Origin of the sequence: Citrobacter sp. Cpo091, from assembly GCF_030332645.1 — a bacterium.
Taxonomy (GTDB): Bacteria; Pseudomonadota; Gammaproteobacteria; order Enterobacterales; family Enterobacteriaceae; genus Citrobacter; species Citrobacter portucalensis.
This window is the reverse complement of the sequence record NZ_JAOWHL010000028.1, coordinates 750,025-775,755: the sequence shown is the minus strand read 5'-3', so window position 1 is coordinate 775,755 and position 25,731 is coordinate 750,025. Positions and strand designations below refer to the sequence as shown.

Genomic DNA, 25,731 nt, shown 5'->3' with positions numbered 1-25,731 from the left:
TAAATGGGCTGCTATTTCACTCTATTTCTTAATGATAATAAATCTCACTCCGCATTAATTATATCCCTTCCGTTTTTTAATTGATGACGATCAAGACTATGCATGCTGAATAACCACATTATTTCTGCGCCTAACCCTAAAGGATTAGATTCATTCAGTTTAACCACCGTCATTTACGCGATCAGGTTAGGGCAAAAATTTACGTGTTGTTGGCAACATTAACCGCCCGATATGGCTTGAGCTGCGCTGGTTTAAATTAGCCTGGAGGTGTTGCTACCACAGCATTTGCGAAGAGGATGCGAAATAAATGAACCAGGTTGATCGTCCATTTTTAGATTGTGGTTTAACGCGACTAGAATTCCTGCGGATATCAGGGAAAGGACTGGCGGGATTAACGATTGCCCCCGCGCTGTTATCCCTATTTGGTTGTAAGCAGGAAGATATCGATAGTGGGACCGTGGGGCTTATCAATACGCCGAAAGGGGTTCTGGTGACCCAGCGAGCTCGCTGTACGGGCTGTCACCGCTGTGAAATATCCTGTACCAATTATAACGATGGTGCCGTAGGGACCTTCTTTTCCCGGATAAAAATCCATCGCAATTTCTTCTTTGGCGATGATGGCGTCGGGTCCGGTGGTGGGCTGTATGGCGATTTAAACTATACCGCTGATACCTGCCGGCAATGCAAAGATCCTCAGTGCATGAAGGTCTGCCCAATTGGTGCAATTACCTGGAAACAGGAAGACGGTTGTATCGCGGTGGACCACAAACGCTGTATTGGCTGTAGTGCGTGTACCACAGCCTGCCCGTGGATGATGGCGACCGTAAATACCGAAACGAAAAAGTCCTCAAAATGTGTGTTATGCGGGGAATGCGCTAATGCTTGTCCGACTGGAGCATTAAAAATTATCGAGTGGAAAGATATTACTGTTTGATAGATGACAGGCATACCTGATTCGCGCCATTAATTGCCAAAAATACTGCAGTTTTGGATAAAAAACTGCCTGAAGAATGGCGGGTATATCTATTAAACCTTCTTGCAAAGGAAAACATGATGGCTAATGGTTGGACAGGTAATATTTTACGGGTCAATCTCACCACGGGTAATATCACCCTTGAAGATTCCAGTAAATTTAAAAAATTTGTCGGTGGGATGGGCTTTGGTTATAAAATTATGTACGACGAAGTCCCGCCAGGCACCATGCCTTTTGATGAAGGGAATAAGCTAGTTTTTGCCACCGGACCATTAACGGGGTCTGGCGCTCCCTGTAGCTCCCGCGTCAATATCACCTCCTTATCGACGTTTACCAAAGGTAACTTAGTCGTAGATGCCCATATGGGCGGTTTCTTTGCTGCACAAATGAAATTCGCCGGTTACGACGCAATTATTATTGAAGGCAAGTCTGCATCACCGGTCTGGATCAACATCAAAGACGATAAAGTCAGCATCGAAAAAGCCGATTTCTTGTGGGGCAAGGGGACTCGCGCCACAACCGAAGAGATTTGTCGGATTACCAGCCCGGAAACCTGCGTTGCCGCTATTGGGCAGGCGGGTGAGAATCTGGTGCCACTGTCCTGCATGATCAACAGCCGCAACCACAGCGGCGGTGCCGGTACGGGTGCGGTGATGGGTTCGAAAAACCTGAAGGCCATTGCAGTAGAAGGGACTAAAGGCGTCAACATTGCCGATCGTAAAGAGATGAAGCGGCTCAATGACTACATGATGACCGAGCTTATCGGCGCCAACAACAACCACGTTGTGCCAAGCACCCCGCAGGCCTGGGCAGAATACTCTTCGCCAAACTCGCGCTGGACAGCCCGTAAGGGACTTTTCTGGGGCGCGGCAGAAGGGGGGCCAATCGAAACCGGTGAAATCCCGCCGGGCAACCAAAATACGGTGGGTTTCCGTACCTATAAATCGGTGTTCGATCTGGGTCCAGCCGCAGAAAAATACACGGTCAAAATGAGCGGCTGCCATTCATGCCCTATTCGTTGTATGTCGCAGCTCAATGTCCCGCGGGTGAAGGATTTTGGCGTGCCGAGTACCGGCGGCAACACCTGCGTGGCGAACTTTGTTCACACCACCATTTTCCCCAATGGCCCGAAAGATTTTGACGATAAAGACGATGGGCGAGTTGTAGGGAACCTGATCGGACTGAACCTGTTTGACGATTACGGTATCTGGTGTAACTACGGTCAGCTGCACCGTGACTTTACCTACTGCTATTCGAAAGGCGTCTTTAAACGCGTGCTGCCAGCCGCAGAGTACGCGGAGATCCGTTGGGATCAACTGGAGGCGGGCGATCCTAACTTTATCAAAGATTTTTACTATCGACTGGCGCATCGCGTGGGGGAACTCAGTCATCTTGCGGACGGTTCGTATGCCATTGCTGAACGCTGGGATTTGGGCGAAGAGTACTGGGGTTATGCCAAAAATAAACTGTGGTCGCCGTTTGGTTTTCCGGTCCACCATGCAAACGAAGCCTCGGCGCAGGTGGGGGCGATCACCAACTGTATGTTTAACCGTGACTGTATGGCGCACACCCATATCAACTTCATCGGTTCCGGTTTGCCGCTGAAATTACAGCGCGAAGTGGCGGGTGAGTTATTTGGGTCGCAGGACGCCTACGACGAAACCAAAAACTATACCCCAATCAATGCCGCCAAGATCAAATATGCCAAATGGACGCTGCTGAAAGTCTGCCTGCATAACGCGGTTACGCTGTGTAACTGGGTTTGGCCGATGACGGTTTCACCACTCAAGAGCCGCAACTATCGCGGAGATTTGGATCTGGAAGCGAAATTCTTCCAGGCAGTCACCGGTGATGAAACCACGCAGGCGAGTCTGGACCTGGCCGCTGAACGCATCTTTACCCTGCATCGTGCCTATACGGTCAAACTGATGCAAACCAAAGATATGCGTAATGAACACGATCTCATCTGCTCCTGGGTGTTTGATAAAGATCCGAAAATTCCGGTCTTCACCGAAGGCACCGACAAGATGGACAGGGAGGATATGCGCCAGTCACTGACGATGTTCTATCAGGAAATGGGCTGGGATCCCGAGTTGGGTTGCCCAACGCGTGAAACCCTGAATCGACTCGGACTTGAAGACGTGGCAGCCGATTTGGCTGCGCAGGATCTGTTGCCAGCGTAAGGAACGCGAGATGACTAACGTGAGCAACGTTCAGGCACCCGTTGAGGCGCTTCCTGACGAGGTTGATAGCCAAAAGAGACACTGGCTACAGGCGTTTCACCCGCCGGTCGAGCGGGTGACTGCGCCGCAGGTTCAGGAAGCCGCCAGCCCGGAGTCGATTGTGGCAGATTTTATCCGCCAGCATTCGGCATCGGGGCACCTGGTGGCGCGCAGCGTGTTTCTGCAGCCACCTTATTCGGTCCTTGAAGCCGATCTCTCCGCGCTGCTGGATGTGCTGTGCCAGGACGCGAATAACGCGGATATCACCCGTGTGCAGGGTGCGGAAGATGTCTATTTCTACTCAACGCAAACCATGACGGCAAACTACGCCGGCATGTGCGTGCAGGTGGTGGAAAACGACATCTGCCGTGCGATTGCCGAGGCGGTACGCTTCGACTGTCAAACGTATCCTCGCCCCTATAAGGTCGCCATGTTGACGCAACCGCCGTACAGCTTTGAGTCTCAGCAGATTTCAGCGGCGCTCACGGCCATGGAAACGCATCCTGATTACGCAGATATACGTACTGTGGAATCGTCAAATGCGGAGCCTTATTTGTTCAGCGAACGTTTTATGAGTTATGGCAAAGCGTACGGCCTGTGTGAATGGCTTGAGGTTGAGCAGTATCAGAACCCCTGAATTATTCAGGTTGATGTCATGGAATGTGTGGACGACCACTGTCACAGCATTAGAGGATAACCCGATGTCCTTCACCCGACGAAAATTTGTCATTGGCATGGGGACGGTGATTTTTTTTACCGGCCCAGGTCAAAATCTGTTAGCGAGTACCAGGAGCCCTAAAGCCGTTCGTTACGTCATGATTCACGACGAATCACTGTGTAACGGATGCAATATTTGCGCTCGTGCATGCCGGAAAACCAACCATGTACCTGACCAGGGCAGCCGTTTGTCGATCGCTCATATTCCGGTAACCGATAACGACAACGAAACGCTGTATCACTACTTCCGTCAGTCCTGCCAGCATTGTGATGATGCACCTTGTATTGAGGTGTGTCCGACCGGTGCCTCCTGGCGAGATGAGAACGGTATTGTGCGAGTAGATACGTCTTGCTGTATTGGTTGCAGTTACTGTATTGGCGCGTGTCCTTATCAGGTGCGCTATCTCAACCCGCAAACCAAAGTGGCGGATAAATGCGACTTCTGCGCTGAATCTCGGCTGGCGAAAGGTTTCCCTCCGATCTGTGTTAACGCTTGCCCGGAACATGCGCTGATTTTCGGTCGTGAAGATAGCCCGGAAATTCAGACCTGGTTGCGAGAAAACAAGTATTACGAATATCAACTTGCAGGCGCCGGGAAGCCCCATCTGTATCGTCGGTTCGGTCAACATTTGATTAAAAAGGAAAATGTATGAACGCGTCGCAGAATGCCGAACAGTTTCACGCCCAGCTTGCACAGTATGTTCCACTGTTTTCACCGGACTACTGGCCTGTGTGGTTAGTCGTTGCCGGGTTAATGCTGGTGGGAATGTGGCTGGTGCTGGCGCTTCACGCCATGCTGCGCTTTCGGGCGGCGCATAAAGCGTCGGCAGGGCATGGTGAGAAGGTCTATTTATATTCGAAGGCTGTCCGCCTGTGGCACTGGTCGAATGCGCTGTTATTTCTGTTGCTTCTGGTTAGTGGCCTGGTCAATCACTTCTCTGCCGTTAGCGCACCGGTAATGAAAAGCCTGCTCACCGTTCATGAGGTTTGTGGCTTTTTGCTACTTGCCTGCTGGATTGGTTTTGTGCTGATCAACCTGATTGGCGGCAACGGACATCACTATATTATTCAACGTCAGGGCTGGATCGCACGTGCGCAAAGACAAACTCGTTTTTACCTGTTTGGCATTATGCAGGGCGAGTCACACCCATTTCCGGCCTCACCTCGCTCTAAATTTAATCCGTTACAGCAGGCGGCCTATGTTGGCGTGATGTATGGTTTGTTGCCACTGCTACTGATCACTGGATTGTTATCGCTTTACCCGGTAGCTGTCGGCGATCTGTTCCCCGGTGTACGTTACTGGCTGCTTCAGGCGCACTTTGCGCTGGCAATAGTCAGTCTGTTTTTCATTTTTGGGCATCTTTATCTCTGCACTACGGGTCGCACGCCGGGCGAAACCTTTAAGTGTATGGTGGATGGCTACCACCGGCATTAAGCGATGATGATTACGCGAAGTGACTTACGGGTCTGGCGTGTTGGGCCCGTCATGTATCGCTGGTTTCTACGCGCGTTTCCCGCAGGAGGAAGCTATTCCGATGTTCATCGCGCGCTCCAGCGGGAAGGGTATACCGATTGGGCAAATAGCCTGGTGGAATACGGCTGGTCAAAATGGCGGGAAGAGGCGAGTTTTGCTCAGCAGGATATTGACGCGATGGGGAATATTTCCCGTGAGCAAGCTGCGGGGGAAACCAGCCGTCCGTTGGCGAGTGCGGAAGATTATGCCCGATTTAGCAGTGCGGGTGATAACGTAAAAATTGCCAGCGCCGGGTATGCTGCGCAGATCGCCAGTGCCGGTTACAGCGCACGGATTGGCAGTGTAGGCTATAACACGCATATCGGCAGTTCAGGCGATCGCGGGCGAATAGCGATTGCGGGAAACTCGGCGCGTATCAGCAGTGTGGGCGACGGAACGCGTATTGCCAGTACCGGCATGCGCGTACGTATCAGTTCGCTCGGCGACCGAAATCGGATTGCCAGTAGCGGTGATTTAACCCAGCTGGCCTGTTTTGGCGCAGAGGCGAAAATCGCTAACTGCGCGGACAATATCCACATTATTGCCAGCGGAGAGAACGCCGTTGTTGCCAGTACCGGTGCTGTCGACTCGATAATTCTTGGTCCCGGCGGATGTGCGGCGCTGGCTTATCACGATGGCGAAAGAATGCGTTTTGCGCTTGCCGTTGAAGGGGAAAATAACATTCGGGCGGGCGTGAAATATCGGCTCAACGAAGACCATCAGTTCGTGGAATGTTGAGCCGAGAGGTCATTTTAGTGCGAATCGGCGCTGGGTGATTTTTTCAAGGCTAAAGCACAGCAGGTAATAAACCAGCCCGGTAAAGATAAAAATGGCTGCGGGGTAAATTTGCACCCGGCTGTTAACCTGACCGGCAACTGTCGTGAGTTCCGGCACGTTAACGATAAACGCCAGTGACGTGTCCTTCAGTAGCCCAATAAAAATCCCCGTCAGCGACGGCAGTACGTTACGCAGCACCTGCGGCAGCAAGATAAGCCACAGGGCCTGACCCGGGCGAAAACCCTGAACAACTGCCGCTTCATACTGCCCGCCAGGCAGTGCGCTAATTCCAGCATACACCGAGTGCATCACCGAGGCGGCGGTGAACCATGCCAGCGCCAGCGTCACGGTAACGGCACCGGGCAGATCGCTTCCGGTCAGCATGGGTAGCAAATACCACATCCAGAAAATCACAAAGATGAGCGGAATGCCGCGAATAAATTCCGCCCAGATAAACAATCCGTTGCGAACCGCGCCCGGAAATCGCCAGGCGCAACAGGCAAGAACGATCCCGCCAGGCAGCGCCAGCAAAGCCGCACCGATAGCCATCAGCAAAGTGAGCAGGACGCCACCGGGTTGCCCCTCAGCTACACGTCCCCACAGGAGATAGTCAAGATTGTCGGTAATGACCGAAACATTAGCGATCATGCAGTATGCTCCTGACGCTGAAGATGCGCATTCTTATCTTTGACGATTTACCCGACGCAGACTGCGGGCCAAGACGGGTAAGCAGCATACCCAGAACGATGCCGGTAAACAGATAGAGTGCAGTGCCAACGGCAAAGGCTTCCAGCGCGTGCGCGTTGTAGCTCTCAATTTGCCGTACCTGGTAGGTGAGCTCAGCAAATCCAATACCGCTGGCAAGCGAGGAAAGCTTCATCAGGTTGAGATATTGTCCAACAATCGGTTGCCAGGCGTTTGCCAGCCCCTGAGGCAGCAGAATGTGACGAAATATCGCCCAGGATGAAAAGCCCTGCGACACGGCAGCCTCGCGTTGTCCGGCAGAAACAGCCTGTAAACCCGAAGCGATCTCTTCAACCAAAAATGCTGAGGTAAATACCCCCAACCCCCATGCTGAACAGATAAATTCCGGCGTTAACCACCAGACATCACCCGGCAAAATTGACCATGGATGATCGGCATTGATAAAGCTAATGACGTTACGGGGTAGCCAGTTCCAGGCGGCAAAATACCAGAACATCAGTTGCACCAGTAAAGGCGTGTTGCGAAACACCGAGACCCACACCCCGACCATCGCTTTAGCGAGACGATTGCCCGTCAGGCGCAGGCCGAGCAGTGAGATGGCAATGAGCGTGGCGAGCACGATACCTGCCAGCGTCACCCAGAGCGTGGTGAGAAAACCGGAAATTATCCATTGCAGGGGTTGCCCGCTCAGCACTCCCTGCCAGTCCATTGCATGCATTATGACGATGACTCCTGGTGTAACGGGTCGAGCACTTTTTTCAGGAAACGCTGGGTTCTCGGGTGCTGTGGTCGGACGAAAAAATCCTCCGGCGCGGCCACTTCCAGAATATCGCCACCATCGATGAAAACCACGCGATCGGCAATTTCGCGGGCAAAATGCATTTCGTGGGTCACGACGATCATGGTGATACCGCTGTGGGCCAAATTTTTCATTACCTGTAATACCTCGCCGATCATTTCCGGATCCAGCGCGGAAGTGGGCTCATCAAACAGAATAATTTGTGGCGACGAAGCCAGTGCGCGGGCGATGGCCACGCGCTGCTGCTGCCCACCGGACAACTGCGCGGCATAGGCGTTGGCTTTTTCCGCCAGTCCTACCTTTTCCAGTAACTCGAGTGCCCGACGATCCGCTTCCGTCTTGTTCCAGCCGTGAACATATTCCAGCGCCAGTGCGATGTTCTGCTGCGCAGTCAGGTGCGAATAGAGATTGAATTGCTGAAATACGAAACCGATACGGCTACGTAGCTGGCGTAACGCCGCCCCGCGCAACTGGCCAATCGGTTTACCATCAATGAAAATTTCGCCACCGCTGAGCGACTCAAGCTGGTTGATAAGACGTATAAGAGTGGATTTTCCTGAGCCGGAAGGCCCCAGAATAGTCACCACTTCACCGGGTTCAACCGCCAGGCTAACGCCGTTAAGGACGGTGTGAGCGTCATACTGTTTAATCACATTGCGTAGTTCGACGCTCGCCTGGCGCAAATGGGTAAAATCCGCAGCCGAAGCTGCGGATCGAGGAAAAAGGGCTGAGAGCATATTACTTGGCTTCTATTTTAAAGGCGCGGGCTTGCGGATTTTTGGTTTCAGGACCAAACCAGACATCATAAATTTTGGCTGCCTGCCCGGTAGATTCCAGCTTCAAAAGTTCATCGTTGACGGCTTTTAACAACGCTGGCTCACCTTTTTTCACCCCCACGCCGATCTCTTCTTTGCTCAGCAGGTCCGGCAGAATTTTGAAATCAGCTTTATCCGGCGCAGCGCCTAATAACCCGGCCAGAATCGTACTGTCCTGGGTAATGGCCTGAACATTGCCGTTGCGTAGCGCGGTTAACGCCAGCGGGATATCGTCGTAGGCCAACACGCGCGCCTGCGGGAAGCGCTGATGCAGTGCCTGTTCACCAGTAGTGCCTTTTACCGCGCCGATGCGTGCTTTGCCGTATTCATCGAGCTTATCCGGAGATTTTGCTGGCACAAGGAACTGCTGGCCGGTAACAAAATATGGGACGGAGAAATCTATTACCTGCGCCCGTTCAGGTGTAATCGTGATATCCGCGACGATTAAATCAGCTTTACCAGATTGTAATAACGGAATGCGGTTTGCCGGATTGGTCGCTACCAGTTCCAGTTTTACACCAAGGGATTTGGCCAGCGCTTCGGCAAAATCAACGTCGTAGCCGACAATCTTATGGGTTTTGGCATCGACGGAGCCAAACGGAGGATTCGCGTCAAATGTCGCGACTTTTACGACGCCTGCGGCTTTGATATCGGCCAGTTGGTCAGCCTGAACCTGCGAGACGGTAAGTCCTGAGGCCAGCAGCACGCCCAATGCCAGCAGTGTTTTTTTAGCGCGGTAAGTTTTCGTTGCCATCATTGTATGAAATCCCTGTAGTTTTTTGGTTTGTGCTTTTTACGCTCCCATAACTTACGGTTGGGACAAAATAAGAAAAAATTCTTATCTATATACAAAATGTTATTAGTGAAGGATGTGTTAATAGCGGGTGAAAATAATGCAGGAGTGAAAGGTAAAATCGTGCATAAGCCTGGTAATAATTCGCATTTTGTTTTTGTGTGAGAGCACGCTTGAATAAGATTGAGCTGTGCTAATGTCCAGAAATGCTACTGGAATACCCTCCGGACCTGTACCATATATCACAACAGGTCTGGAGTGGGGATAAGCATGCTGCGTGATAATTTTAACGATCTCTATTATCTCATTATCGTTGCCCGCGAGCGTAGTTTTACCCGGGCAGCGGCAAAACTTGGGGTTTCGCAATCCGCGCTAAGCCATGCGATTCGTGGGCTTGAAGAGCGGCTGGATGTACGGCTTCTGACCCGCACCACGCGCAGCGTTGCGCCGACCGAAGCCGGAGAACGGCTTATCAACAGTATCAGCCCGCGTTTTGATGACATTGAAACAGAGCTGCTGGCATTAACCGATGTCCGTCAGCGCGTGGCCGGTAACATCCGCCTGACGCTGGGCGAACATGCATTGCAATCTACCGTCTGGCCCGCGCTGGAGCCGTTTTTGCAGGCTTACCCTGATGTTAATGTGGAAATGACCATCGACAATAGTCTGACGGATATTGTGACTGGCCGCTATGACGCGGGTATTCGGCTCGGTGAGCAGGTGGCAAAAGACATGGTCGCCGTCAGAATTGGCCCGGACTGGCGCATGGTAGTGGTGGGGTCACCGGCGTATTTTGCTCGTCATGGCAAACCGCAAACCCCTCACGACCTGCAAAATCACAGCTGTATTAACATGCGCATGCCGACGTTGGGCGGATTATACGCTTGGGAGTTTGCTAAAGATGGGCAAGATTTGCGCGTACGGGTGGAAGGGCAGCTTATTTTTAACAATCTACCCCCGCGAATTAGCGCAGCGATGGCGGGAATGGGGCTGGCTTTTGTGCCGGAAGACACCGTCGAGCAGGCTGTTGCAGAGGGGGCATTGGAAAAAGTGTTGGAGGACTGGTGCGAACCTTTCCCTGGCTATTATTTGTACTATCCCAGCCGAAAACAACATACCGCCGCCTTTGCGCAACTGATTGAGGCCTTACGGTATACGGGCTGAAGTGGGTGGGGTTAACAGGCGATAAAAAACCGGCATTGCGCCGGTTTGGAAATCAGATTTTGCAGGCGTCGCCGCAGTCATTATCAGCAATAATTTCCTGCGCTTTCTTGTCTGCATCTTCCTGACGTTCAGCGTTACGCTCTTGCGCTTCTTCCAGTCCATCAAAGACCAGATTATCGAGATCAATTTCCATCATTCACCTGCTCAGGTTCAGCGTTTAACATCACGTTATTATATTGCAAAAATGTTGCTTAACAGCAGCGATTCTTGCTACTTAGCATCGAACGCAATCCGCTGTGCGTATTTATCCGCCAAAATAGCCTATGGTTCGCAATTGCTAAAGAATCGTTGGTTGTAAATACCGCAAAATCCTCGCTCTCTCTACCGTTTTATCTCCACTTTTTCATTAACGTGATGCGCGATCATTTTTAACAAATCTGCGACAAAATCACTATACATATAACTTAATATCTTTTATACATTAATTGTTCAACCCTGCGACTATTCCACAAAAGAGAAAGCAATATGGAACAGACACCTGATAAGAAAAATGATAATTTTCAAAAAGATGGCAAAGAACAGTTCAATCGCTCGATCGGTCTTATTTCAAACTTTGCGTTGGGTTTTACCTACCTGTCGCCGCTTACTGCCGTCTATTCGCTGTTTGCGCTGGCCGTAACGCTGGCGGGGCCGCCCGCAGTATGGTGGATTTTAATCGTCGCATGTGGGCAACTTTTGGTGGCATTGGTGTTTGGTGAGGTCGCTTCCCAGTATCCGATAACCGGCGGGCTTTACCCCTGGGCCAGAAGGTTGTGGGGCAAGAAGTATGCGTGGATCGCCGCCTGGATCTACCTGTGGGCGCTGGTGGTCACCATTACGTCGATCGCGGAATATACATCAACGTTTGTTGAATCACTCTTCCACTATGGTCAGACGCCGGCCACGATGTTGGTGACTTCCGTCCTGCTGCTGCTGTTGATGATGGCCGTTAATATGTCCGGGACTAAAAATCTGGCCCGGGTGGCAAAAATTGGCTTCTGGTGTGAAATTGTCAGCGTGATCGCGCTGGGGATTTATCTGCTGATTTTCCACCGTTCACAGCCGTTCTCTGTGATTTTTGACTCGATGGGCGTGCTGGCTCATGACGGCAGCTACTCCACCGCATTTATGTCTGCTGCGCTGATGGGACTGTTTATGTTCTTTGGCTTTGAGGCCTGCGGTAACGTTGCGGAAGAGGTGCAGAATCCGAGTAAAAAGATCCCGGTGGCGATGATTTTAAGCATCGTATTCGGCGCGATTTCCGCCATTATTTCTGTTATGGGTTATTTGCTGGCATCACCGAATCTGGTCAGCATCGTGAATGGCAAAACGTCCGATCCGATCCCGGCAATCCTTAATGAAGCTCTGGGCGAAACTGGCGCGACTGTCTTTATCGTCGTCGCAATTATCGCCATGTTGTCGTGCATTTTATCTCTGCAGGCTGCGTTAAGCCGTCTTATCTTTTCTTTCTCCCGCGACAGAATGCTGCCGGGAAGTGAATGGATGGCCAAAATCTCTAAAAATGGTGTTCCGGATAATGCCATGGTCGTCAGTTGCCTGCTGCCAGTGATCATCTGCGTTTGGGTTTATTTCCAGCCAGATAACCTGTCGCGTATCACCGCGTTTGCTGTTATCGGGATATACATCTCGTTCCAGATGGTTGTGCTGGCCGCGCTGCGTCAGCGTCTGAAAGGCTGGAAACCGGCGGGGGAGTGGACCATTGGCGGTTGGGGCGTAATCGTGAATGTGCTGGCGTTAGCTTACGGATTGTGCGGGATCTGGTTACTGGCGCAACCGGCAGACAGCAGCGACTTCATCGACCGTTGGACGGTCCTGTTCGGCCTGGCGATTGTTGTTGGCTCGGGGCTTATTTATATGTTCCTGACCCGTCCGTTTGGTCGTTCAGCGGCGCCGGAAAACGACGCCATTGCCTACGCCAATAAGCTCAATATGGGGCAGGATAACTAAAAACTAAGGGCCTTCGGGCCCTTAGTTTTGATAGTGATAAAGGATAAAGTAGTCGCTCCGATACACCACGGTACTGTTTGCAGGTGATAGCAATTCACCCACGCGAAAACGTGGCCAACTGGAGAAAATGATCCTGTTTTCCAGATTAGTCAGAATCACATAGTCAGGATGGGCACAGGAAAGCAGTTCGGCTTCTATCTGACTGACCAGCAGATCGACCGCGGCAACACCGAGAAACTGGTCGTTGTAGTAGACCGGGACGGCTGACGTTAGGGTATAGGAGATATTGCAAATATAGTCGACGTAGGGACCGTGGATATAGGCTTTGCCTGCCGGAGGAGAATGCTTAAACCACTCAAAGGTTCTGAAGTCCAGTCGTTGTTGCGTGGCCTGATCCAAATCCAGATGCGCCTGGCTTAAACCATTATCTTTCTTATACCACCACTCCAGCAACCAGTACTCTTTTGTGGTTGCGGTGCTCTCAATATGGCTGGCGAATCCCGCCCCTGAGCAGTAATGGTTGTTATTGAGCGTGCGCTTGATGTGCTGTTGAACGGTGGATCTGACTGAGGGGTCGAGAACGACCTCGGCTGAGGCCTTTTGTACCCCTGAAATCGCCTCATGGATGCTCCTCGCCAGCGCAACGGTAGAATCTACGGTAGAAACAGTAATGTCATCAATTTTACGAATTAATGCGCTTAGGGATGTCGAAGAGCTCATTGTCTGTCCTGCCTTCACTGATTGTCAGTTCGAGTTATATTTCAGCTTTTTTTCAATAAGGTAGTAGGTAAACGTGTCGATGATCCGCGTGGCAAACTGTACTGACTCTGCCTCGTTGTGAGCAGCCAGCGCATCGGCCAGCGCCGAATAAAGCGCGATAATTTCTGCATGAATACTGTCTGTGCGATAAAGTATCGCCACCAGCGATGCCCATTCAGCCTGAACCTGCAGCTCCTGATTGGCCAGTCGCGCTGAATGCGAACTGGCGGCAATCGCCAGCAGACAACGCATATCGGCCTGGGTCATCAGCTCAGGTGAGTTTGCCTTTCTGAGCACCTCGACAAACTCGCGAAATTTGGCGATATCCGCACCGGTCATCCGTCGGGAAGCCAGCCTCGCGCTATGGCTAATAATGGCGCAATGCATTTCACCCAGATCAGACAGATAATCCGTACTGATCGCCTTGAACGGATGCAGGGCGCTATTTTTGCCATCAATATTTTCGCAAACGAAACTCCCGCCATTACGACCACGAACCGTATGGATAAGATTATTAGCCCGAAGCGTGTTTAGCGCTTCCCTGATAGTGATATGTGAGACACCCATCATCTTTGCCAGATCAGTTTCGTTGGGGAGCTGTTCTTTTGGCTCCAGCAACCCCGTGATAATGGCATTTGAAAGGCGTTGGACTATCTGGTCTGAACGACTGACCTGCCCGATAGGCGCAAATATGACCGCGTGAGTAATCATAATCTTTTCTGTACTCAATTCCCTGAAACAACGACCATTTTTAACACATGCCCGTCGGGCAAGGAAGGTAAGAATGGCCGAGTTATTTTACATGCCTGGGCGCAACGTCACTGCACAAGCGGATGTGTGTCCCGATAACCTTATGATGAGCTGGGCGTAACGCGTCAGCTGGCAATAAAAAGCCTCATCCTGCAAATGTGAAAATTAAGTTAAAAATGCGAGGCTTATCATAGTGTCAATGTTGCGCATTTGAAAAAAATTTACAATATATATATTACATAAGATTCTTTATGTATTAATTGGCAGGAGACAAACATGAAAACCCTGAAGCATTTTATTAATGGGCACTATGTAGCAGGCAGTAGCGAAGATAGCTTCGAACTGGTGAGTCCGGTTGACGGTGAAACGTACGCAATATCTCCCAACGCTAACGAGGCGGAGGTAGAGCAGGCTTACTCAGCAGCGGAGGCGGCGTTTAGCATCTGGAAAAAATCGACGCCGGCACAGCGGCAAAAGGCGTTATTGCGGCTGGCCGATGAGATTGAACGCAACGTTGAGCGACTGGTAACCGCGCAGAGCCAGGAAACCGGTCAGCTTCGCCATTTTATTGAGAAAGAGGAGATCGCAGCATCTTGCGATGCCATCCGCTTTTTTGCCGGTGCGGCGCGCTGTCTTGAAGGAAAGGCGGCCGGAGAATATTCCTCAGGATTTACTTCAACCATTCGTCGTGAACCGCTGGGTATTGTTGGGCAAGTGACGCCGTGGAACTACCCGTTCATGATGGCGGTGTGGAAGATTGCACCAGCGCTGGCGGCAGGCAACACGGTGGTGCTAAAACCAAGCGACACCACGCCAGTCAGTACGCTGCTGTTGGCTGAACTGGCCGCACCGTTGTTCCCGAGAGGGGCATTTAACGTTGTATTGGGCAAAGCCAGCACTGGTTCGCTGGTGGTTTCAAACCCGAAAGCCTCACTGGTCTCGATTACCGGTTCGGTCCGTGCGGGTTTGCAGGTTGCGGCTTCGGCGGCGGCAAATCTGACCCGAGCACACCTGGAATTGGGTGGGAAAGCGCCCGCAATCGTATTCGCCGATGCGGATATGGACAAGGCGATTGCGACGATTACCACAGCAGGCTTTTTCAATGCCGGGCAGGATTGCACAGCGGCAACGCGGATTCTGGTAGAGCAATCCATCTACGCAGAGTTTCTTGAAAAACTGATCCAGAAAACAAAAAGTATCAAATATGGGCCGCCAGAAGATCAAAATGCACTGTACGGCGCATTGAATAGCCGGAATCAGCTGGAGCAGGTGAAAGGCTTTATTGAGCGTTTACCGGCACATGCAAAAATTGAAACCGGTGGGCGCGCAGGATCTGGTCCAGGCTTCTATTTTGAGCCGACGATCGTCTCCGGTTTGCATCAAAATGATGAAGCTATTCAGCATGAAGTATTTGGCCCGGTAATGACTATTCAGTCGTTTTCTACTGACGAAGAGGTACTACACAAAGCGAATGATGTGGAGTATGGTCTTGCCGCCAGCGTCTGGACCAGTAACCATGGTCGCGCCCAACGCTTCAGCATTGACCTCGATTTTGGCACGGTGTGGATTAACAATCACATTCCTCTGTGTGCCGAGATGCCGCACGGCGGGTTCAAAAAATCGGGGTACGGCAAAGATCTCTCATCTTATTCACTCGAGGAATACACTCGGGTGAAACATATCATGTGCGACATTTCTGAATAGAGAGGGTTACGATGAAAACATTAAAAATCGCGGTGCTTTCATTAGTGATGTTCTCGGGCTATAGCCTGGCAGAAAGTACATCGCTGAATACCGTAAAAGAGTATATGGCGGCGTGGAATGCGCATGATGCTTCGCGAGCCGCTCAATTTCTTGCTGATGATGCGGTCTATTATGATGCCGCCGCAGGAGAACCGATAAACGGCAGGGAAAAAGCAGAAAAAGAGGTTATCGGCGCTTTTATTAAGGCGGTTCCAGATCTTAGCTGGAAAATGGTTGGAAAACCCGTCTACGACGAAGATACCGTGGCCTTTCGTTGGGAATTTTCAGGCAAAAATAGTGGTGAATGGGCAGGGAGTCCGCCGACAAATAATCCGATCAAATTTGAAGGCGTCAGCTATATTCATGTTAAAGCAGGAAAAATCACCTGGCAGGGTGATTATTATGATTCTAAAAAACTGGATGAAGAGTTAAAGCCAGTGAAGTAGTCGGTTGTACCCCTTTATAAATAAGAAGGGGTATCTCTCTTATTTGTGTCGTATTAAAGGCAGTGTGTAGCAATAAGGAAAAAAGTTAATGGCAATTACCAGACGTGATTTTCTCAACGGCGTCGCGGTGACTATTGCGGCGGGACTTACCCCGCTGGAGTGGGTCAGGGCGGCAGGAAAGGGAAACGCATTTATAGATGGAAATTATTATCCTCCTGCGCTGACGGGGCTGCGGGGTAATCATCCTGGATCGTTTGAAATGGCGCATGCGCTAGGTCGCGAGCATAAACATTTTGATTTAAACGCTCTGCCCGTTGAGGAAGAGTACGATCTGGTGATTGTGGGTGGCGGGATTAGCGGGTTAGCTGCCGGTTGTTTTTGGCGTCAAGTTGCCGGGCAAAATAGCCGGATCCTGATCCTCGATAACCATGACGACTTTGGTGGACACGCCAAACGTAATGAATTTACCAGCTCGGGTAAGAAATTACTCGGTTATGGTGGCAGCGAAGCATTCCAGTCACCTGCGCATAATTTCAGCCCTGAAGTACAAAAGTTGATGGAAACTGTGGGCGTCAGCGTCACGCGGTTAAAAGAGAGTTTTGACGTAAACTTCTACCCCGACTGGCAGCTCAGTCGCGGCGTTTTCTTCGATAAGAAGAATTTTGGCGAAACAAAAATCGTCAGCGGCGATCCGGGCCGCGCGGTATCTGATGATATTCCGCCGGACAGGCTCAATGGGCGTAAAATTGAAGACTTTATCAATGATTTTCCGCTAAGTGAGAACGACAGAAAAGCGCTGATCGACCTGCACGTCCGGCCCGGTGATTACCTGCCGGGGATGACGGTCGATGAGAAAATGGAATGGCTGGATACCCACAGCTACAGTGAATTTTTGGCAACAAAAGTTGGTTTGAGCAAAATGGCGCTGCTCTATTTCCAGCAGCGTTCCAACGACTTCTTTGCTATTGGTATTGAAGGTATTTCCTGTAGCGATGCCCGTGCGTGCGCCTTACCCGGCATGGAAGGGATGGGGTTACCGCCGCTGGACGGTGAGTCACTGGCCGACCTCGAAGAGCCATATGTTTACCACTTCCCGGACGGTAACGCCGGGTTAGCCCGTCTGTTAGTCAGATATATGCTGCCGGATGCGCTACCGGGCAACACGATGGAAGACTCTGTCCTCGCCAGATTACATTACGAAAAGCTGGATCTGCCGGAAAACACCACGCGCCTGCGCCTGAACAGCACGGTGATTAATGCGGCCAACGTGCAGGATGGCGTGGCGGTGACCTATCTGCGTGACGGTAAAATGCACCGTGTGCGCGGTAAGAACACCATCATGGCAGGCTATAACATGATGATCCCGTATCTGGTGTCTGAGATGCCGGAACAGCAGCAGGCGGATCTTAAACTGAACGTGAAGGCACCGCTGGTGTACACCAACGTGGTGGTCAAAAACTGGCAGGCGTTCAAACAGCTTGGCGTACATGAGTTTTATTCTCCGGCGGCACCTTATAGCAGGGTCAAGCTCGACTACCCGGTCAGTATTGGTGGGTATCAACATCCGGCCTCCCCGGACGATCCGATGGTCATTCATATGGTCTATGTGCCGACTTATCCGGGCAGTAACTTGTCGGCCAGAGAGCAGTTCCGTCTGGGACGAGCCTATTTGCTGGGGACCACTTTTGCCGCGCATGAGGAGATGATTCGCTCCCAGTTGCAGGAGATGTTCGGCTCAACCGGATTTGATAATCAACGCGATATTGCCGCCATTACGGTTAACCGCTGGGCGCATGGCTATGCGTACTACGCCAACTCGCTGTTCGATGATATGGATAAGATGCCAGAAATTATCGAACGGGCGCGTAAGCCAGTCGGTCGCATTGCCATCGCTAACTCCGATTCTGACTGGAGTGCTTATGCCCACACGGCAATCGATCAGGCATGGCGTGCGGTTAATGAACTCAAGGATATGGGGTGATCTATGCGTAATGTAACCATTCTCGCCGCCTGTTTATTTACCGCTTCGGTTTCCGCTGCTGAATCTAACGGTGAATACATCGCGCGAATTTCAGACTGCGTCGCCTGTCACACAGCTGAAGGTGGTGCGGCGATGGCGGGGGGCAAAAAGTTTCCTACTCCGGTGGGGGATATTTATTCGACCAACATTACCCCGGACAAAACGCAGGGTATTGGAAATTATTCTTACGAGGATTTTGAAAAGGCCGTACGGCAGGGGATCGCCAAAGATGGTCATCCGCTCTATCCGGCTATGCCTTATCCCTCCTATGCGAAACTTTCTGACGAGGATGTTAAGGCGCTGTATAGCTATTTTATGCATGACGTCACGCCGTCAGCACAGCCCAATAAAGAGAATGCCATTCCGTGGCTACTCTCCGCCCGCTGGCCGCTGCATATCTGGAACTGGCTGTTTACCGACGCGCCAGTGACGGCTGTAGAGGGCGCGAAAACGGATGATAATGCTGCCCTGGTAAAACGGGGTGCTTATCTGGTGGAAGGCCCCGGACACTGCGGTTCATGCCATACCCCGAGAGGCATGGCGATGAACGAAAAAGCGTATACTAATGCTGATGCCGAATACCTGAGCGGCGCGATGATTGACGGCTGGTATGCACCGTCGCTGCGCGGCACCGGTATGTCTGAGCAGGAGTTAAAATCGCTGTTGCTGACCGGTAAAAGCAAGCATGCCGCGGTTTCAGGTTCGATGGCTGAAGTCGTCACGCAGAGTACACAGTATCTGACCGACGAAGATGCCACGGCGATCGCCCAATATCTGTTGAGCCTGAAAAGTGCGAAGCCTGAAACGGTACGTGCTGCGGCGACTACAGCATCCTGGTCGAATTCACCTGAGGCGGGCAAAGTGACCTATAACCGCTACTGTTCAACTTGTCACGGTCTGGAAGGGAAAGGTACGGATGATAACGCGCCTTCTTTAGTTAACAATCCACTGGTGATGGTTGATGACCCGACACCGCTGTTCAGAGTGATTGCCCACGGCGCAGAAACACCGACAACGCGTGGCAGCGTTTCCTTTAAGATGCCTGCCTACGGTGGCTTGTTAAGCGACAACGAAATGCGCGACGTGATCAACTACGTGCGTAAAAGCTGGGGTGAAGGGAATGGCGAAGTAAGCCAGGAAGACCTGGCTGGCGTTAAAAAAGCGTCACATTAAACAGTTTGCCGGAGAAGGTGCTTGCACCGTTATCCGGCAGTGCTTACACGGTGTTTACCCTGATAATATCCGCGAGTCGGGTAAACGCCGACGTCATTTCATTTTCTTCTATACTGGCAAATCCCAGCAACAGGCCGCTGCGTTTCTCTTCATTCACGTAGTAGCGTGACAGTGGGCGCACCAACAACCCTTGCGCATTCGCCTGTTGGGCAATGACCGCATCATCGCTCCCGGAGGGTAACTGTAAGATCATATGCAGTCCGGCGTTGCTGCTGAAAGAACCAAGAAAATGTTCACCAAGTTGGCGGCCGATAAGCTCTACCAGCATCTGGCGACGACGACTGTATAGCTGACGCATTTTCCGAATGTGTGCCGCGTAATAACCCTCGCGAATAAACTCCGCCAGTGCGGCCTGAATCAACAGATGCCCACCACGATAGAGGTCGTTATGAACCTTTTTCAGCGGAGCGGCTAACGATTTAGGTAGCACGACATACCCGAGTCGCAGTGCGGGATAGAGTGTCTTACTGAATGTCCCGATGTAAATGACCGGTGTCTCTTCTTCCAGCCCCTGTAAAGAGGGAATCGGCTGGCCGGAAAAGCGGAACTCACTGTCGTAATCATCTTCCACTATCCAACTTCGCGTTTCACGTGCGCGAAAGAGAAGTTGCCGGCGGCGGCTCAGACTCATTACCGAACCGAGCGGGTATTGATGTGACGGTGTCACAAAAATAAGTTTTGGCGGTGTTTCACCTGCATCCGGCGGGACCATGCCTTGTTCATCAACCGGGATAGCCGAAAAATTAACGGCATTGATGCGCAGAATATTTTTGATTCCCCAGTAGCCCGGTTCCTCAATCCAGGCGTGATCGCCGGGGTTGCATAAAGTCCGGGTCACCAGATCCAGGGCCTGGTGAATACCTTCAGTAATCAGAATTTGCTCCGGTGAGCACCGTACGCCGCGAGCGGTGCGCAGATAGTCTGCCAGTGCTTCTTTTAGCTCATTCACGCCGCCTGTGGCATCGTAAGTGAGATACTCCGGGCGCAGTCGTCTTGCCAGCCTGTCCTGAATTTTCTTGAGCACCCGGTGCGGGAAATGCTCTACATCAGGTACACCTGGAATAAATGCCCCCCACTGACGGGGACTGGCGCTGGCATGACCCAGCAGCTCAAGGCAGCGGTCGGATAAGCGGGTGTGATCTTCCAGAGCGGCAGCAACAGGCTCTTTGTCAGGACGCAGGTCGAGATTGTCCAGCACGCTGTCGGTCACAAATGTGCCGCTGCTGGTGCGCGCGGAAATATACCCTTCAGCTTGCAGCTGTTCGTACACCCGCAGGACGGTATTGCGCGATAGCGTCAGCTCTCCTGCCAGGTCACGCGACGGAGGCATTCGGGTAGCCGGTTTCAGGCTACCTTCGAGGATGCAACTACAAATGGCGGCATACAGGCGGCGATGTAGTTTTTCGTCAGTCTGCTGATTAAATGCATGCTTGATCACATCTCCGGCAAGTGAACGCATTTGGATCCTTAAAATAAAACGATTTGGCTCTCGATTAAAGTACCAGACGGCGTCTAAATTTAAAGGGTAATTCAACCGAAATGTATTAATGGACAAGGTGTAGAGAATGAACAATAAAAACCTGCAACAACGTCGTCTGGATGCCACCCCGCGTGGCGTGGGTGTGATGTGTGATTTTTATGCCCAGTCGGCAGAAAACAGCACGATTACCGATATCGAAGGCAATCAGTACATCGATTTTGCCGCCGGGATCGCCGTGCTGAACACCGGACACCGCCATCCTCGCCTGGTGCAGGCAGTCGAAGCGCAACTTCAGGCTTTTACCCATACGGCTTATCAGATTGTCCCGTACGAAAGCTATGTGTCTTTGGCTGAGAAAATCAACGCCGTTGCGCCAATCGACGGCAAGCGTAAAACCACATTCTTCACTACCGGGGCTGAAGCGGTAGAAAACGCGGTGAAAATTGCGCGCGCGCATACCGGCCGTCCTGGCGTTATCGCATTTGGCGGTGGTTTTCATGGGCGTACTTACATGACGATGGCGTTAACCGGCAAGGTGGCACCCTATAAAAAAGGTTTCGGCCCGTTCCCAGGCTCTGTTTACCATGCGCCGTATCCTTCTGAATTGCAGGGCATTTCCACGGCGGATTCCCTAAAAGCGATTGAGCGTCTGTTTAAAGCCGATATCGATCCAACCCAGGTTGCGGCGATTATCTTCGAACCCGTCCAGGGCGAAGGGGGCTTCGTGGTGGCACCGCCAGAGTTTGTGGCTGCCATCCGCCGTATTTGCGACGAGCATGGCATCGTGATGATCGCTGATGAAGTACAAAGCGGGTTTGCCCGTACGGGTCAGCTGTTTGCGATGGATCATTACGCCGATAAAGCGGACCTGATGACCATGGCGAAAAGCCTTGCGGGCGGCATGCCGCTGTCAGGCGTCGTGGGCAAAGCCGAAATTATGGATGCGCCTGCGCCGGGTGGTCTGGGGGGAACCTACGCCGGAAACCCGCTGTCGATTGCAGCGGCCCATGCGGTGCTGGATATCATTCGTGATGAGCAGCTATGCCAGCGTGCGGCGGCTCTCGGCGAACAGCTGCGCGCCGCTCTGACAGACGCGCAAGCAGGGTGTCCTGAACTGGCCGAAGTGCGAGGTTTAGGCTCTATGATCGCCGCCGAATTCTGTGATGCAGCGACAGGAGAACCCAACGCTGCTGCCGCACAACGCGTGCAGAAGAAAGCCCTTGAGCAAGGATTACTGCTGCTGACCTGCGGTCAGTATGGCAACGTTATTCGTTTTCTTTACCCGCTGACAATTCCGCAGGATCAGTTCGCCAAAGCGCTCGATATTATCAAAGCAGCAACCAAGTAATTCGTTAGTTGTCATTTACCCAAAGCCGACGGTCGTCATCACCGTCGGCTTTTTTATTGCCGTGGATTTATCATCCACATGTCGTTATATATTTACATATATATCGATTGGATCTATTCTATTCATCATACAAATATAATAACTGTACTCTTCAAGAGAAGGCGCTTGCGTTAGCGGCCTCCAGTCTTTCTATCTAACGAATTGAATTAACGAATGTTAAATAACAAATTTACCCCAGTGGCCTCTGGGTTGTTAACCTTTGCCTGTTTTTCCACCGCCGTCACGGCTCATGCTGAAGATACCGTCATCGTTTCGGCGCCAGCCACGTCACAATCCTCGTTATCGGAACATGAACCTCCGGCGAGCGAAAAAAAAGTCACGTTAGGTAGCCTCGGCGAGCGAGAGTTGATAGACGTTCCCTGGTCGGTGCAGACGTTGTCGAAAAAAGTGCTGGATCAGCAACAAATCAAAGATGTGAAAGACGCCTATCGCTACCTACCGTCCGTTCAGGGTGACGGCGTCCGCCCACAAACCCGCGGCATGCAAGGGAGCGTGGTACAAAACCATATGATTGATGGCCTGAACGCCGTCTCCACGACGGAATATTCGACCGAACAGTTCCAGAACATTGAGGTGTTGAGCGGCATCGCTGGATCGCTGTATGGCCCTGCTAATCCAGCAGGGATGTTTAATTTGGTGTCTAAACGACCTGTCGATACACCGTTGCATCGCGTCACAGTAGGGCAAGGTACAGGGTCGGGAACGTTGGCATCGATGGATTTCAGCGGCCCAATCGATGCGGGAGACCGGGTGAAATATCGCCTCAACTTGCTGAGCGATGAGGGCCATAGCTACACCACCGATAGTCATGTCCGTCGACAGTACGCTGGCTTGGGGCTGGACTTTCAACTGACAGATCAAACGGTGCTGGAGAGTAATTTCAGCTATTACCATTATTACGAAAAAGGCATGCCGGGTAGCTTTGCCCTGGCGAAAGGCGTTCACTTTCCCGCGGCATTTGATCCTACGGACAGTAAATATGGTCAATCTTATGCGGGTCATGATGACGAAACGACTACCGTCGATATGCATATTAAGCATGATTTTGACGGCAACTGGATGCTGGACCTGGGGGCGCTGCACCAGGTTGCAGACCGCGAGTCGACGGCCGTGACCAACACCCTGACGGATAACCGGGGCGATTACACCACTACAACCTCTAATTCGGCGGCCAGTCGGTTTACCATCAACAGTTATTTAGCGAACCTGACCGGTAGCATTGATACCGGCTGGCTGACGCAGGATATTGCTACCGGAATGCGTGGATTTGTGTGGAAAAACTATAATCCAAGAAACGGCGGCACTTTCACTCTGGGGCATTCTTCCCTCGATCAACATCCCGACTATCCACGACCACCGTATCCAGATTTTAACGATCGCTATCATTCAGCGACCACCACTCAACATGCATTTTTGCTCAGCGATACGCTGCATTTTTCCCCGCAGTGGAGTTTGCTGCTTTCCGGCAGTGAGAACCTGTTTACCGTCAGTAACTACAACAAAGCTGGACATGAAAGCAGCCATCAGCAGGACAATGGCATGAGCGGTTCTACCAGCCTGATGTATAAACCGGTGGAGAACGTCACGCTGTATACCACCTGGGCGGACAGTTTGCAGCAGGGCGATACCGCGCCCGCCGGGGCGCGCAATGCCGGGCAGGTGTTAGATCCCTACCGTAGCCATCAACTGGAGGTGGGCGCAAAATATGCGCCAGTAAAAGATCTGCTGCTTACCGCTGCGCTTTTTGAAGCCAAACGCCCCTTTGCCTATACCAACGACAATGGCGATTTTGCTCAGGATGGTACGCAGAAAAACCGTGGGCTGGAACTGATGGCTGATGGGCATATCACCCGTAATTTGCGCGTGTTAGGCGGCGGAGCCTGGCTTGATCCAACGCTTCATAATACCGCGGCCAGCAATGCGGATGGTAAGCAAGTTGTTGGTTTGCCGCGCTTCGCCTCGAATATCCTCGCAATCTACACCATCGAACGGGTTCCGGGACTGGATATCGACACGAACGTGCATTACGTCGGACGTCGGGCTACCGATAATGCCAACGACAGCTGGGTCGGGAGTTACACCACGGTGGACATCGGTACGCGTTATGCCACCAGACTGTGGAACACACCAACCACTTTCCGGTTTGATATCACCAATCTCACCGACCGTCACTATTGGACCAATATCGTTCCGGGCGCATTGACTGGTTACACGGGCGCAGGGGCTGCCAGCGCTCAACTTGGCGCACCGCGCCAGGCTCAGTTTTCTGTTCAGGTTGATTTTTAGGGGTTGCTTATGAAAACGTGCCACACATGGCTGCTTTGTGTGTGGCTGGCGTTTCCTGCCCTGGCAACACGCCAGGTTGTGGATGATGCTGGTCACACAGTTACCGTTCCCGCGCATGTTGAACGTATCGCGGATGGCTGGTTTGCCCATCATTCGGTGCTGATGACGCTGGGTGCTGGTCGTAACATTGTTGCGACGGTCAACCATGAGGAAAACCAGCCATGGATGTTCAAAATCAATCCTTCTCTGAGACAAGCCTTACAGATACGAGGAACATCATTTAATAGCGAGGATTTGCTGGCCCGGCACGTCGACGTCGTGTTTGTGGCAAAAGGAAAAGGGGATGCTCAAAGCTACAGTCAGGCGGGTATTCCGGCCCTTGAAATGGCATTTACTGACTATGCTTCGATGGAAAAATCGGTCACTACGACCGCAGAGGTTCTGGGTACCGAGCAGGCTCGCGTCCGGGCAACGGCTTACAATCAGTATCTCAACCGTGTACTCGCGGATGTGCAGGCTAAAACTGCGGAGCTGGCGGAAAATCAGCGCCCTCGGGTACTTCATATTCAATCGCTAAATCCGCTTAAAGTCGACGGCAGGAACACGTTGATCGATACCTGGATTACGCTGGCGGGTGGACGGAATGCGGCAGGTGAAGTTGACGGCAACATGAAAGAGGTGTCGCCCGAGAGGGTGCTCTACTGGCAACCGCAGGTCATTATTCTCGGTGCGGGGTGTGGTGATATCGCCAGTTCGCCATACGCAGCATTATTCAAAGAACTTAACGCAGTGAAACAGGGTAACGTCTGGCGCAATCCGGCGGGCGTGTTCCCCTGGGATCGCTACGGCACTGAAAGCGCGTTGCAGCTACAGTGGGCTGCATCGAAACTGCATCCGGCATTGTTTAGCGGCCTGGATATGGTCAGCGTAACGCGAGATTTTTATCGCCAGTTCTTCGATTATTCGCTCACTCAGGAGCAGGCGATGCGAGTTTTAAACGCGTTACCCCCACAGGAGTAGCGCTCACGTATAAAGACAGGCGTGATAAGGATTGCACGCCATTTTTACCCCTCTGAAATGTGGGGTTTGGTGCGCTCATGATGAAAATGGTTTGCCAGGTC

General features: G+C 51.9%; 23 protein-coding genes. 15 read left to right on the top strand and 8 right to left on the bottom strand.

The annotated features are described in order from the left end of the window. The first annotated feature begins 307 nt into the window (after positions 1-307). The 6 genes from OGY04_RS07195 to ydhT all read left to right on the top strand — a co-directional run bounded on the left by OGY04_RS07195 (position 308) and on the right by ydhT (position 6,163). Positions 308-934 (top strand): ferredoxin-like protein, encoded by a 627-nt coding sequence (locus OGY04_RS07195; RefSeq protein WP_016152920.1) that lies wholly within the window; start codon positions 308-310, stop codon positions 932-934. Between the two features lie 119 nt (positions 935-1,053). After that, positions 1,054-3,156: an aldehyde ferredoxin oxidoreductase gene (locus tag OGY04_RS07190; protein WP_048226696.1), complete on the top strand. Its 2,103-nt coding sequence runs from the start codon at positions 1,054-1,056 to the stop codon at positions 3,154-3,156. 10 nt (positions 3,157-3,166) lie between these two features. Next, positions 3,167-3,832 carry a YdhW family putative oxidoreductase system protein gene (locus OGY04_RS07185; RefSeq protein ID WP_286585047.1) on the top strand — a complete coding sequence of 222 codons (666 nt, stop codon included), beginning with the start codon at positions 3,167-3,169 and terminating at the stop codon, positions 3,830-3,832. 64 nt (positions 3,833-3,896) lie between these two features. Continuing rightward, on the top strand, positions 3,897-4,565 hold the full coding sequence (locus OGY04_RS07180; protein ID WP_020996435.1) for a 4Fe-4S dicluster domain-containing protein: 669 nt from the start codon (positions 3,897-3,899) through the stop codon (positions 4,563-4,565). Further along, positions 4,562-5,347 carry a thiosulfate reductase cytochrome B subunit gene (gene phsC, locus OGY04_RS07175; RefSeq protein WP_048235471.1) on the top strand — a complete coding sequence of 262 codons (786 nt, stop codon included), beginning with the start codon at positions 4,562-4,564 and terminating at the stop codon, positions 5,345-5,347. The genes OGY04_RS07180 and phsC overlap by 4 nt, the downstream gene beginning before the upstream one ends. A gap of 3 nt (positions 5,348-5,350) precedes the next feature. After that, positions 5,351-6,163: a protein YdhT gene (gene ydhT, locus OGY04_RS07170; RefSeq protein ID WP_286585046.1), complete on the top strand. Its 813-nt coding sequence runs from the start codon at positions 5,351-5,353 to the stop codon at positions 6,161-6,163. 9 nt (positions 6,164-6,172) lie between these two features. Here ydhT and OGY04_RS07165 read toward each other — a convergent pair whose 3' ends face one another. The 4 genes from OGY04_RS07165 to OGY04_RS07150 are packed head-to-tail and all read right to left on the bottom strand — an operon-like array spanning position 6,173 to position 9,278. Continuing rightward, a complete protein-coding gene (locus OGY04_RS07165) occupies positions 6,173-6,850 on the bottom strand; it encodes an amino acid ABC transporter permease (RefSeq protein ID WP_286585045.1) in 678 nt (225 codons plus the stop codon). Beyond that, on the bottom strand, positions 6,840-7,625 hold the full coding sequence (locus OGY04_RS07160) for an amino acid ABC transporter permease (RefSeq protein ID WP_103285122.1): 786 nt from the start codon (positions 7,623-7,625) through the stop codon (positions 6,840-6,842). The genes OGY04_RS07165 and OGY04_RS07160 overlap by 11 nt, the downstream gene beginning before the upstream one ends. Further along, positions 7,625-8,443 carry an amino acid ABC transporter ATP-binding protein gene (locus tag OGY04_RS07155; protein WP_286585042.1) on the bottom strand — a complete coding sequence of 273 codons (819 nt, stop codon included), beginning with the start codon at positions 8,441-8,443 and terminating at the stop codon, positions 7,625-7,627. The genes OGY04_RS07160 and OGY04_RS07155 overlap by 1 nt, the downstream gene beginning before the upstream one ends. A 1-nt stretch (position 8,444) precedes the next feature. Then, on the bottom strand, positions 8,445-9,278 hold the full coding sequence (locus tag OGY04_RS07150; RefSeq protein ID WP_286583904.1) for an ABC transporter substrate-binding protein: 834 nt from the start codon (positions 9,276-9,278) through the stop codon (positions 8,445-8,447). A gap of 306 nt (positions 9,279-9,584) precedes the next feature. Here OGY04_RS07150 and OGY04_RS07145 point away from each other — a divergent pair, with 306 nt between their 5' ends. Next, positions 9,585-10,478, top strand: a complete 894-nt coding sequence (locus tag OGY04_RS07145; protein ID WP_032943239.1) for a LysR family transcriptional regulator — start codon at positions 9,585-9,587, stop codon at positions 10,476-10,478. 52 nt (positions 10,479-10,530) lie between these two features. Here OGY04_RS07145 and OGY04_RS07140 read toward each other — a convergent pair whose 3' ends face one another. After that, positions 10,531-10,671 carry a hypothetical protein gene (locus tag OGY04_RS07140; RefSeq protein WP_213752894.1) on the bottom strand — a complete coding sequence of 47 codons (141 nt, stop codon included), beginning with the start codon at positions 10,669-10,671 and terminating at the stop codon, positions 10,531-10,533. 332 nt (positions 10,672-11,003) lie between these two features. Between OGY04_RS07140 and OGY04_RS07135 the strand changes: the two genes are divergently transcribed. Continuing rightward, a complete protein-coding gene (locus OGY04_RS07135) occupies positions 11,004-12,485 on the top strand; it encodes an APC family permease (protein ID WP_003832697.1) in 1,482 nt (493 codons plus the stop codon). Positions 12,486-12,506: 21 nt separating this feature from the next. On the opposite strand, the gene OGY04_RS07130 is transcribed toward OGY04_RS07135, so the two are convergent. Further along, the gene (locus OGY04_RS07130) at positions 12,507-13,205 is read right to left on the bottom strand and encodes a cache domain-containing protein (protein WP_032943241.1); all 699 of its coding nucleotides are present in this window, start codon (positions 13,203-13,205) and stop codon (positions 12,507-12,509) included. A gap of 24 nt (positions 13,206-13,229) precedes the next feature. Next, positions 13,230-13,955 carry a FadR/GntR family transcriptional regulator gene (locus OGY04_RS07125; protein WP_003029304.1) on the bottom strand — a complete coding sequence of 242 codons (726 nt, stop codon included), beginning with the start codon at positions 13,953-13,955 and terminating at the stop codon, positions 13,230-13,232. Positions 13,956-14,270: 315 nt separating this feature from the next. Here OGY04_RS07125 and OGY04_RS07120 point away from each other — a divergent pair, with 315 nt between their 5' ends. From OGY04_RS07120 to OGY04_RS07105, 4 genes are all read left to right on the top strand, one after another. Then, positions 14,271-15,698: a gamma-aminobutyraldehyde dehydrogenase gene (locus OGY04_RS07120; protein WP_286585040.1), complete on the top strand. Its 1,428-nt coding sequence runs from the start codon at positions 14,271-14,273 to the stop codon at positions 15,696-15,698. A gap of 11 nt (positions 15,699-15,709) precedes the next feature. After that, positions 15,710-16,183, top strand: coding sequence for an ester cyclase (locus tag OGY04_RS07115; protein ID WP_032943249.1), 474 nt, complete (start codon positions 15,710-15,712; stop codon positions 16,181-16,183). 88 nt (positions 16,184-16,271) lie between these two features. Continuing rightward, positions 16,272-18,164, top strand: a complete 1,893-nt coding sequence (locus OGY04_RS07110; RefSeq protein WP_286585039.1) for an NAD(P)-binding protein — start codon at positions 16,272-16,274, stop codon at positions 18,162-18,164. Between the two features lie 3 nt (positions 18,165-18,167). After that, on the top strand, positions 18,168-19,376 hold the full coding sequence (locus tag OGY04_RS07105; protein WP_008784634.1) for a c-type cytochrome: 1,209 nt from the start codon (positions 18,168-18,170) through the stop codon (positions 19,374-19,376). Between the two features lie 43 nt (positions 19,377-19,419). On the opposite strand, the gene pdxR is transcribed toward OGY04_RS07105, so the two are convergent. Then, the gene (gene pdxR / locus OGY04_RS07100; RefSeq protein ID WP_286585038.1) at positions 19,420-20,895 is read right to left on the bottom strand and encodes a MocR-like pyridoxine biosynthesis transcription factor PdxR; all 1,476 of its coding nucleotides are present in this window, start codon (positions 20,893-20,895) and stop codon (positions 19,420-19,422) included. A 106-nt stretch (positions 20,896-21,001) separates the two neighbouring features. Between pdxR and puuE the strand changes: the two genes are divergently transcribed. The 3 genes from puuE to OGY04_RS07085 all read left to right on the top strand — a co-directional run bounded on the left by puuE (position 21,002) and on the right by OGY04_RS07085 (position 25,630). Beyond that, positions 21,002-22,264: a 4-aminobutyrate transaminase gene (gene puuE, locus OGY04_RS07095; protein WP_003832711.1), complete on the top strand. Its 1,263-nt coding sequence runs from the start codon at positions 21,002-21,004 to the stop codon at positions 22,262-22,264. A gap of 213 nt (positions 22,265-22,477) precedes the next feature. Further along, positions 22,478-24,610 (top strand): TonB-dependent receptor, encoded by a 2,133-nt coding sequence (locus OGY04_RS07090; protein WP_286585036.1) that lies wholly within the window; start codon positions 22,478-22,480, stop codon positions 24,608-24,610. A 9-nt stretch (positions 24,611-24,619) separates the two neighbouring features. Further along, entirely contained in the window at positions 24,620-25,630 is a 1,011-nt protein-coding gene (locus OGY04_RS07085) for an ABC transporter substrate-binding protein (RefSeq protein WP_079933958.1), read from the top strand. Positions 25,631-25,731: the final 101 nt, after the last annotated feature.

Bases quoted from the DNA above. Each gene is read 5' to 3' on its own strand.
- OGY04_RS07195 (WP_016152920.1), top strand. From the start codon at position 308: ATGAACCAGGTTGATCGTCCATTTTTAGATTGTGGTTTAACGCGACTA.
- OGY04_RS07190 (WP_048226696.1), top strand. From the start codon at position 1,054: ATGGCTAATGGTTGGACAGGTAATATTTTACGGGTCAATCTCACCACG.
- OGY04_RS07185 (WP_286585047.1), top strand. From the start codon at position 3,167: ATGACTAACGTGAGCAACGTTCAGGCACCCGTTGAGGCGCTTCCTGAC.
- OGY04_RS07180 (WP_020996435.1), top strand. From the start codon at position 3,897: ATGTCCTTCACCCGACGAAAATTTGTCATTGGCATGGGGACGGTGATT.
- phsC (WP_048235471.1), top strand. From the start codon at position 4,562: ATGAACGCGTCGCAGAATGCCGAACAGTTTCACGCCCAGCTTGCACAG.
- ydhT (WP_286585046.1), top strand. From the start codon at position 5,351: ATGATGATTACGCGAAGTGACTTACGGGTCTGGCGTGTTGGGCCCGTC.
- OGY04_RS07165 (WP_286585045.1), bottom strand. From the start codon at position 6,850: ATGATCGCTAATGTTTCGGTCATTACCGACAATCTTGACTATCTCCTG.
- OGY04_RS07160 (WP_103285122.1), bottom strand. From the start codon at position 7,625: ATGCATGCAATGGACTGGCAGGGAGTGCTGAGCGGGCAACCCCTGCAA.
- OGY04_RS07155 (WP_286585042.1), bottom strand. From the start codon at position 8,443: ATGCTCTCAGCCCTTTTTCCTCGATCCGCAGCTTCGGCTGCGGATTTT.
- OGY04_RS07150 (WP_286583904.1), bottom strand. From the start codon at position 9,278: ATGATGGCAACGAAAACTTACCGCGCTAAAAAAACACTGCTGGCATTG.
- OGY04_RS07145 (WP_032943239.1), top strand. From the start codon at position 9,585: ATGCTGCGTGATAATTTTAACGATCTCTATTATCTCATTATCGTTGCC.
- OGY04_RS07140 (WP_213752894.1), bottom strand. From the start codon at position 10,671: ATGGAAATTGATCTCGATAATCTGGTCTTTGATGGACTGGAAGAAGCG.
- OGY04_RS07135 (WP_003832697.1), top strand. From the start codon at position 11,004: ATGGAACAGACACCTGATAAGAAAAATGATAATTTTCAAAAAGATGGC.
- OGY04_RS07130 (WP_032943241.1), bottom strand. From the start codon at position 13,205: ATGAGCTCTTCGACATCCCTAAGCGCATTAATTCGTAAAATTGATGAC.
- OGY04_RS07125 (WP_003029304.1), bottom strand. From the start codon at position 13,955: ATGATTACTCACGCGGTCATATTTGCGCCTATCGGGCAGGTCAGTCGT.
- OGY04_RS07120 (WP_286585040.1), top strand. From the start codon at position 14,271: ATGAAAACCCTGAAGCATTTTATTAATGGGCACTATGTAGCAGGCAGT.
- OGY04_RS07115 (WP_032943249.1), top strand. From the start codon at position 15,710: ATGAAAACATTAAAAATCGCGGTGCTTTCATTAGTGATGTTCTCGGGC.
- OGY04_RS07110 (WP_286585039.1), top strand. From the start codon at position 16,272: ATGGCAATTACCAGACGTGATTTTCTCAACGGCGTCGCGGTGACTATT.
- OGY04_RS07105 (WP_008784634.1), top strand. From the start codon at position 18,168: ATGCGTAATGTAACCATTCTCGCCGCCTGTTTATTTACCGCTTCGGTT.
- pdxR (WP_286585038.1), bottom strand. From the start codon at position 20,895: ATGCGTTCACTTGCCGGAGATGTGATCAAGCATGCATTTAATCAGCAG.
- puuE (WP_003832711.1), top strand. From the start codon at position 21,002: ATGAACAATAAAAACCTGCAACAACGTCGTCTGGATGCCACCCCGCGT.
- OGY04_RS07090 (WP_286585036.1), top strand. From the start codon at position 22,478: ATGTTAAATAACAAATTTACCCCAGTGGCCTCTGGGTTGTTAACCTTT.
- OGY04_RS07085 (WP_079933958.1), top strand. From the start codon at position 24,620: ATGAAAACGTGCCACACATGGCTGCTTTGTGTGTGGCTGGCGTTTCCT.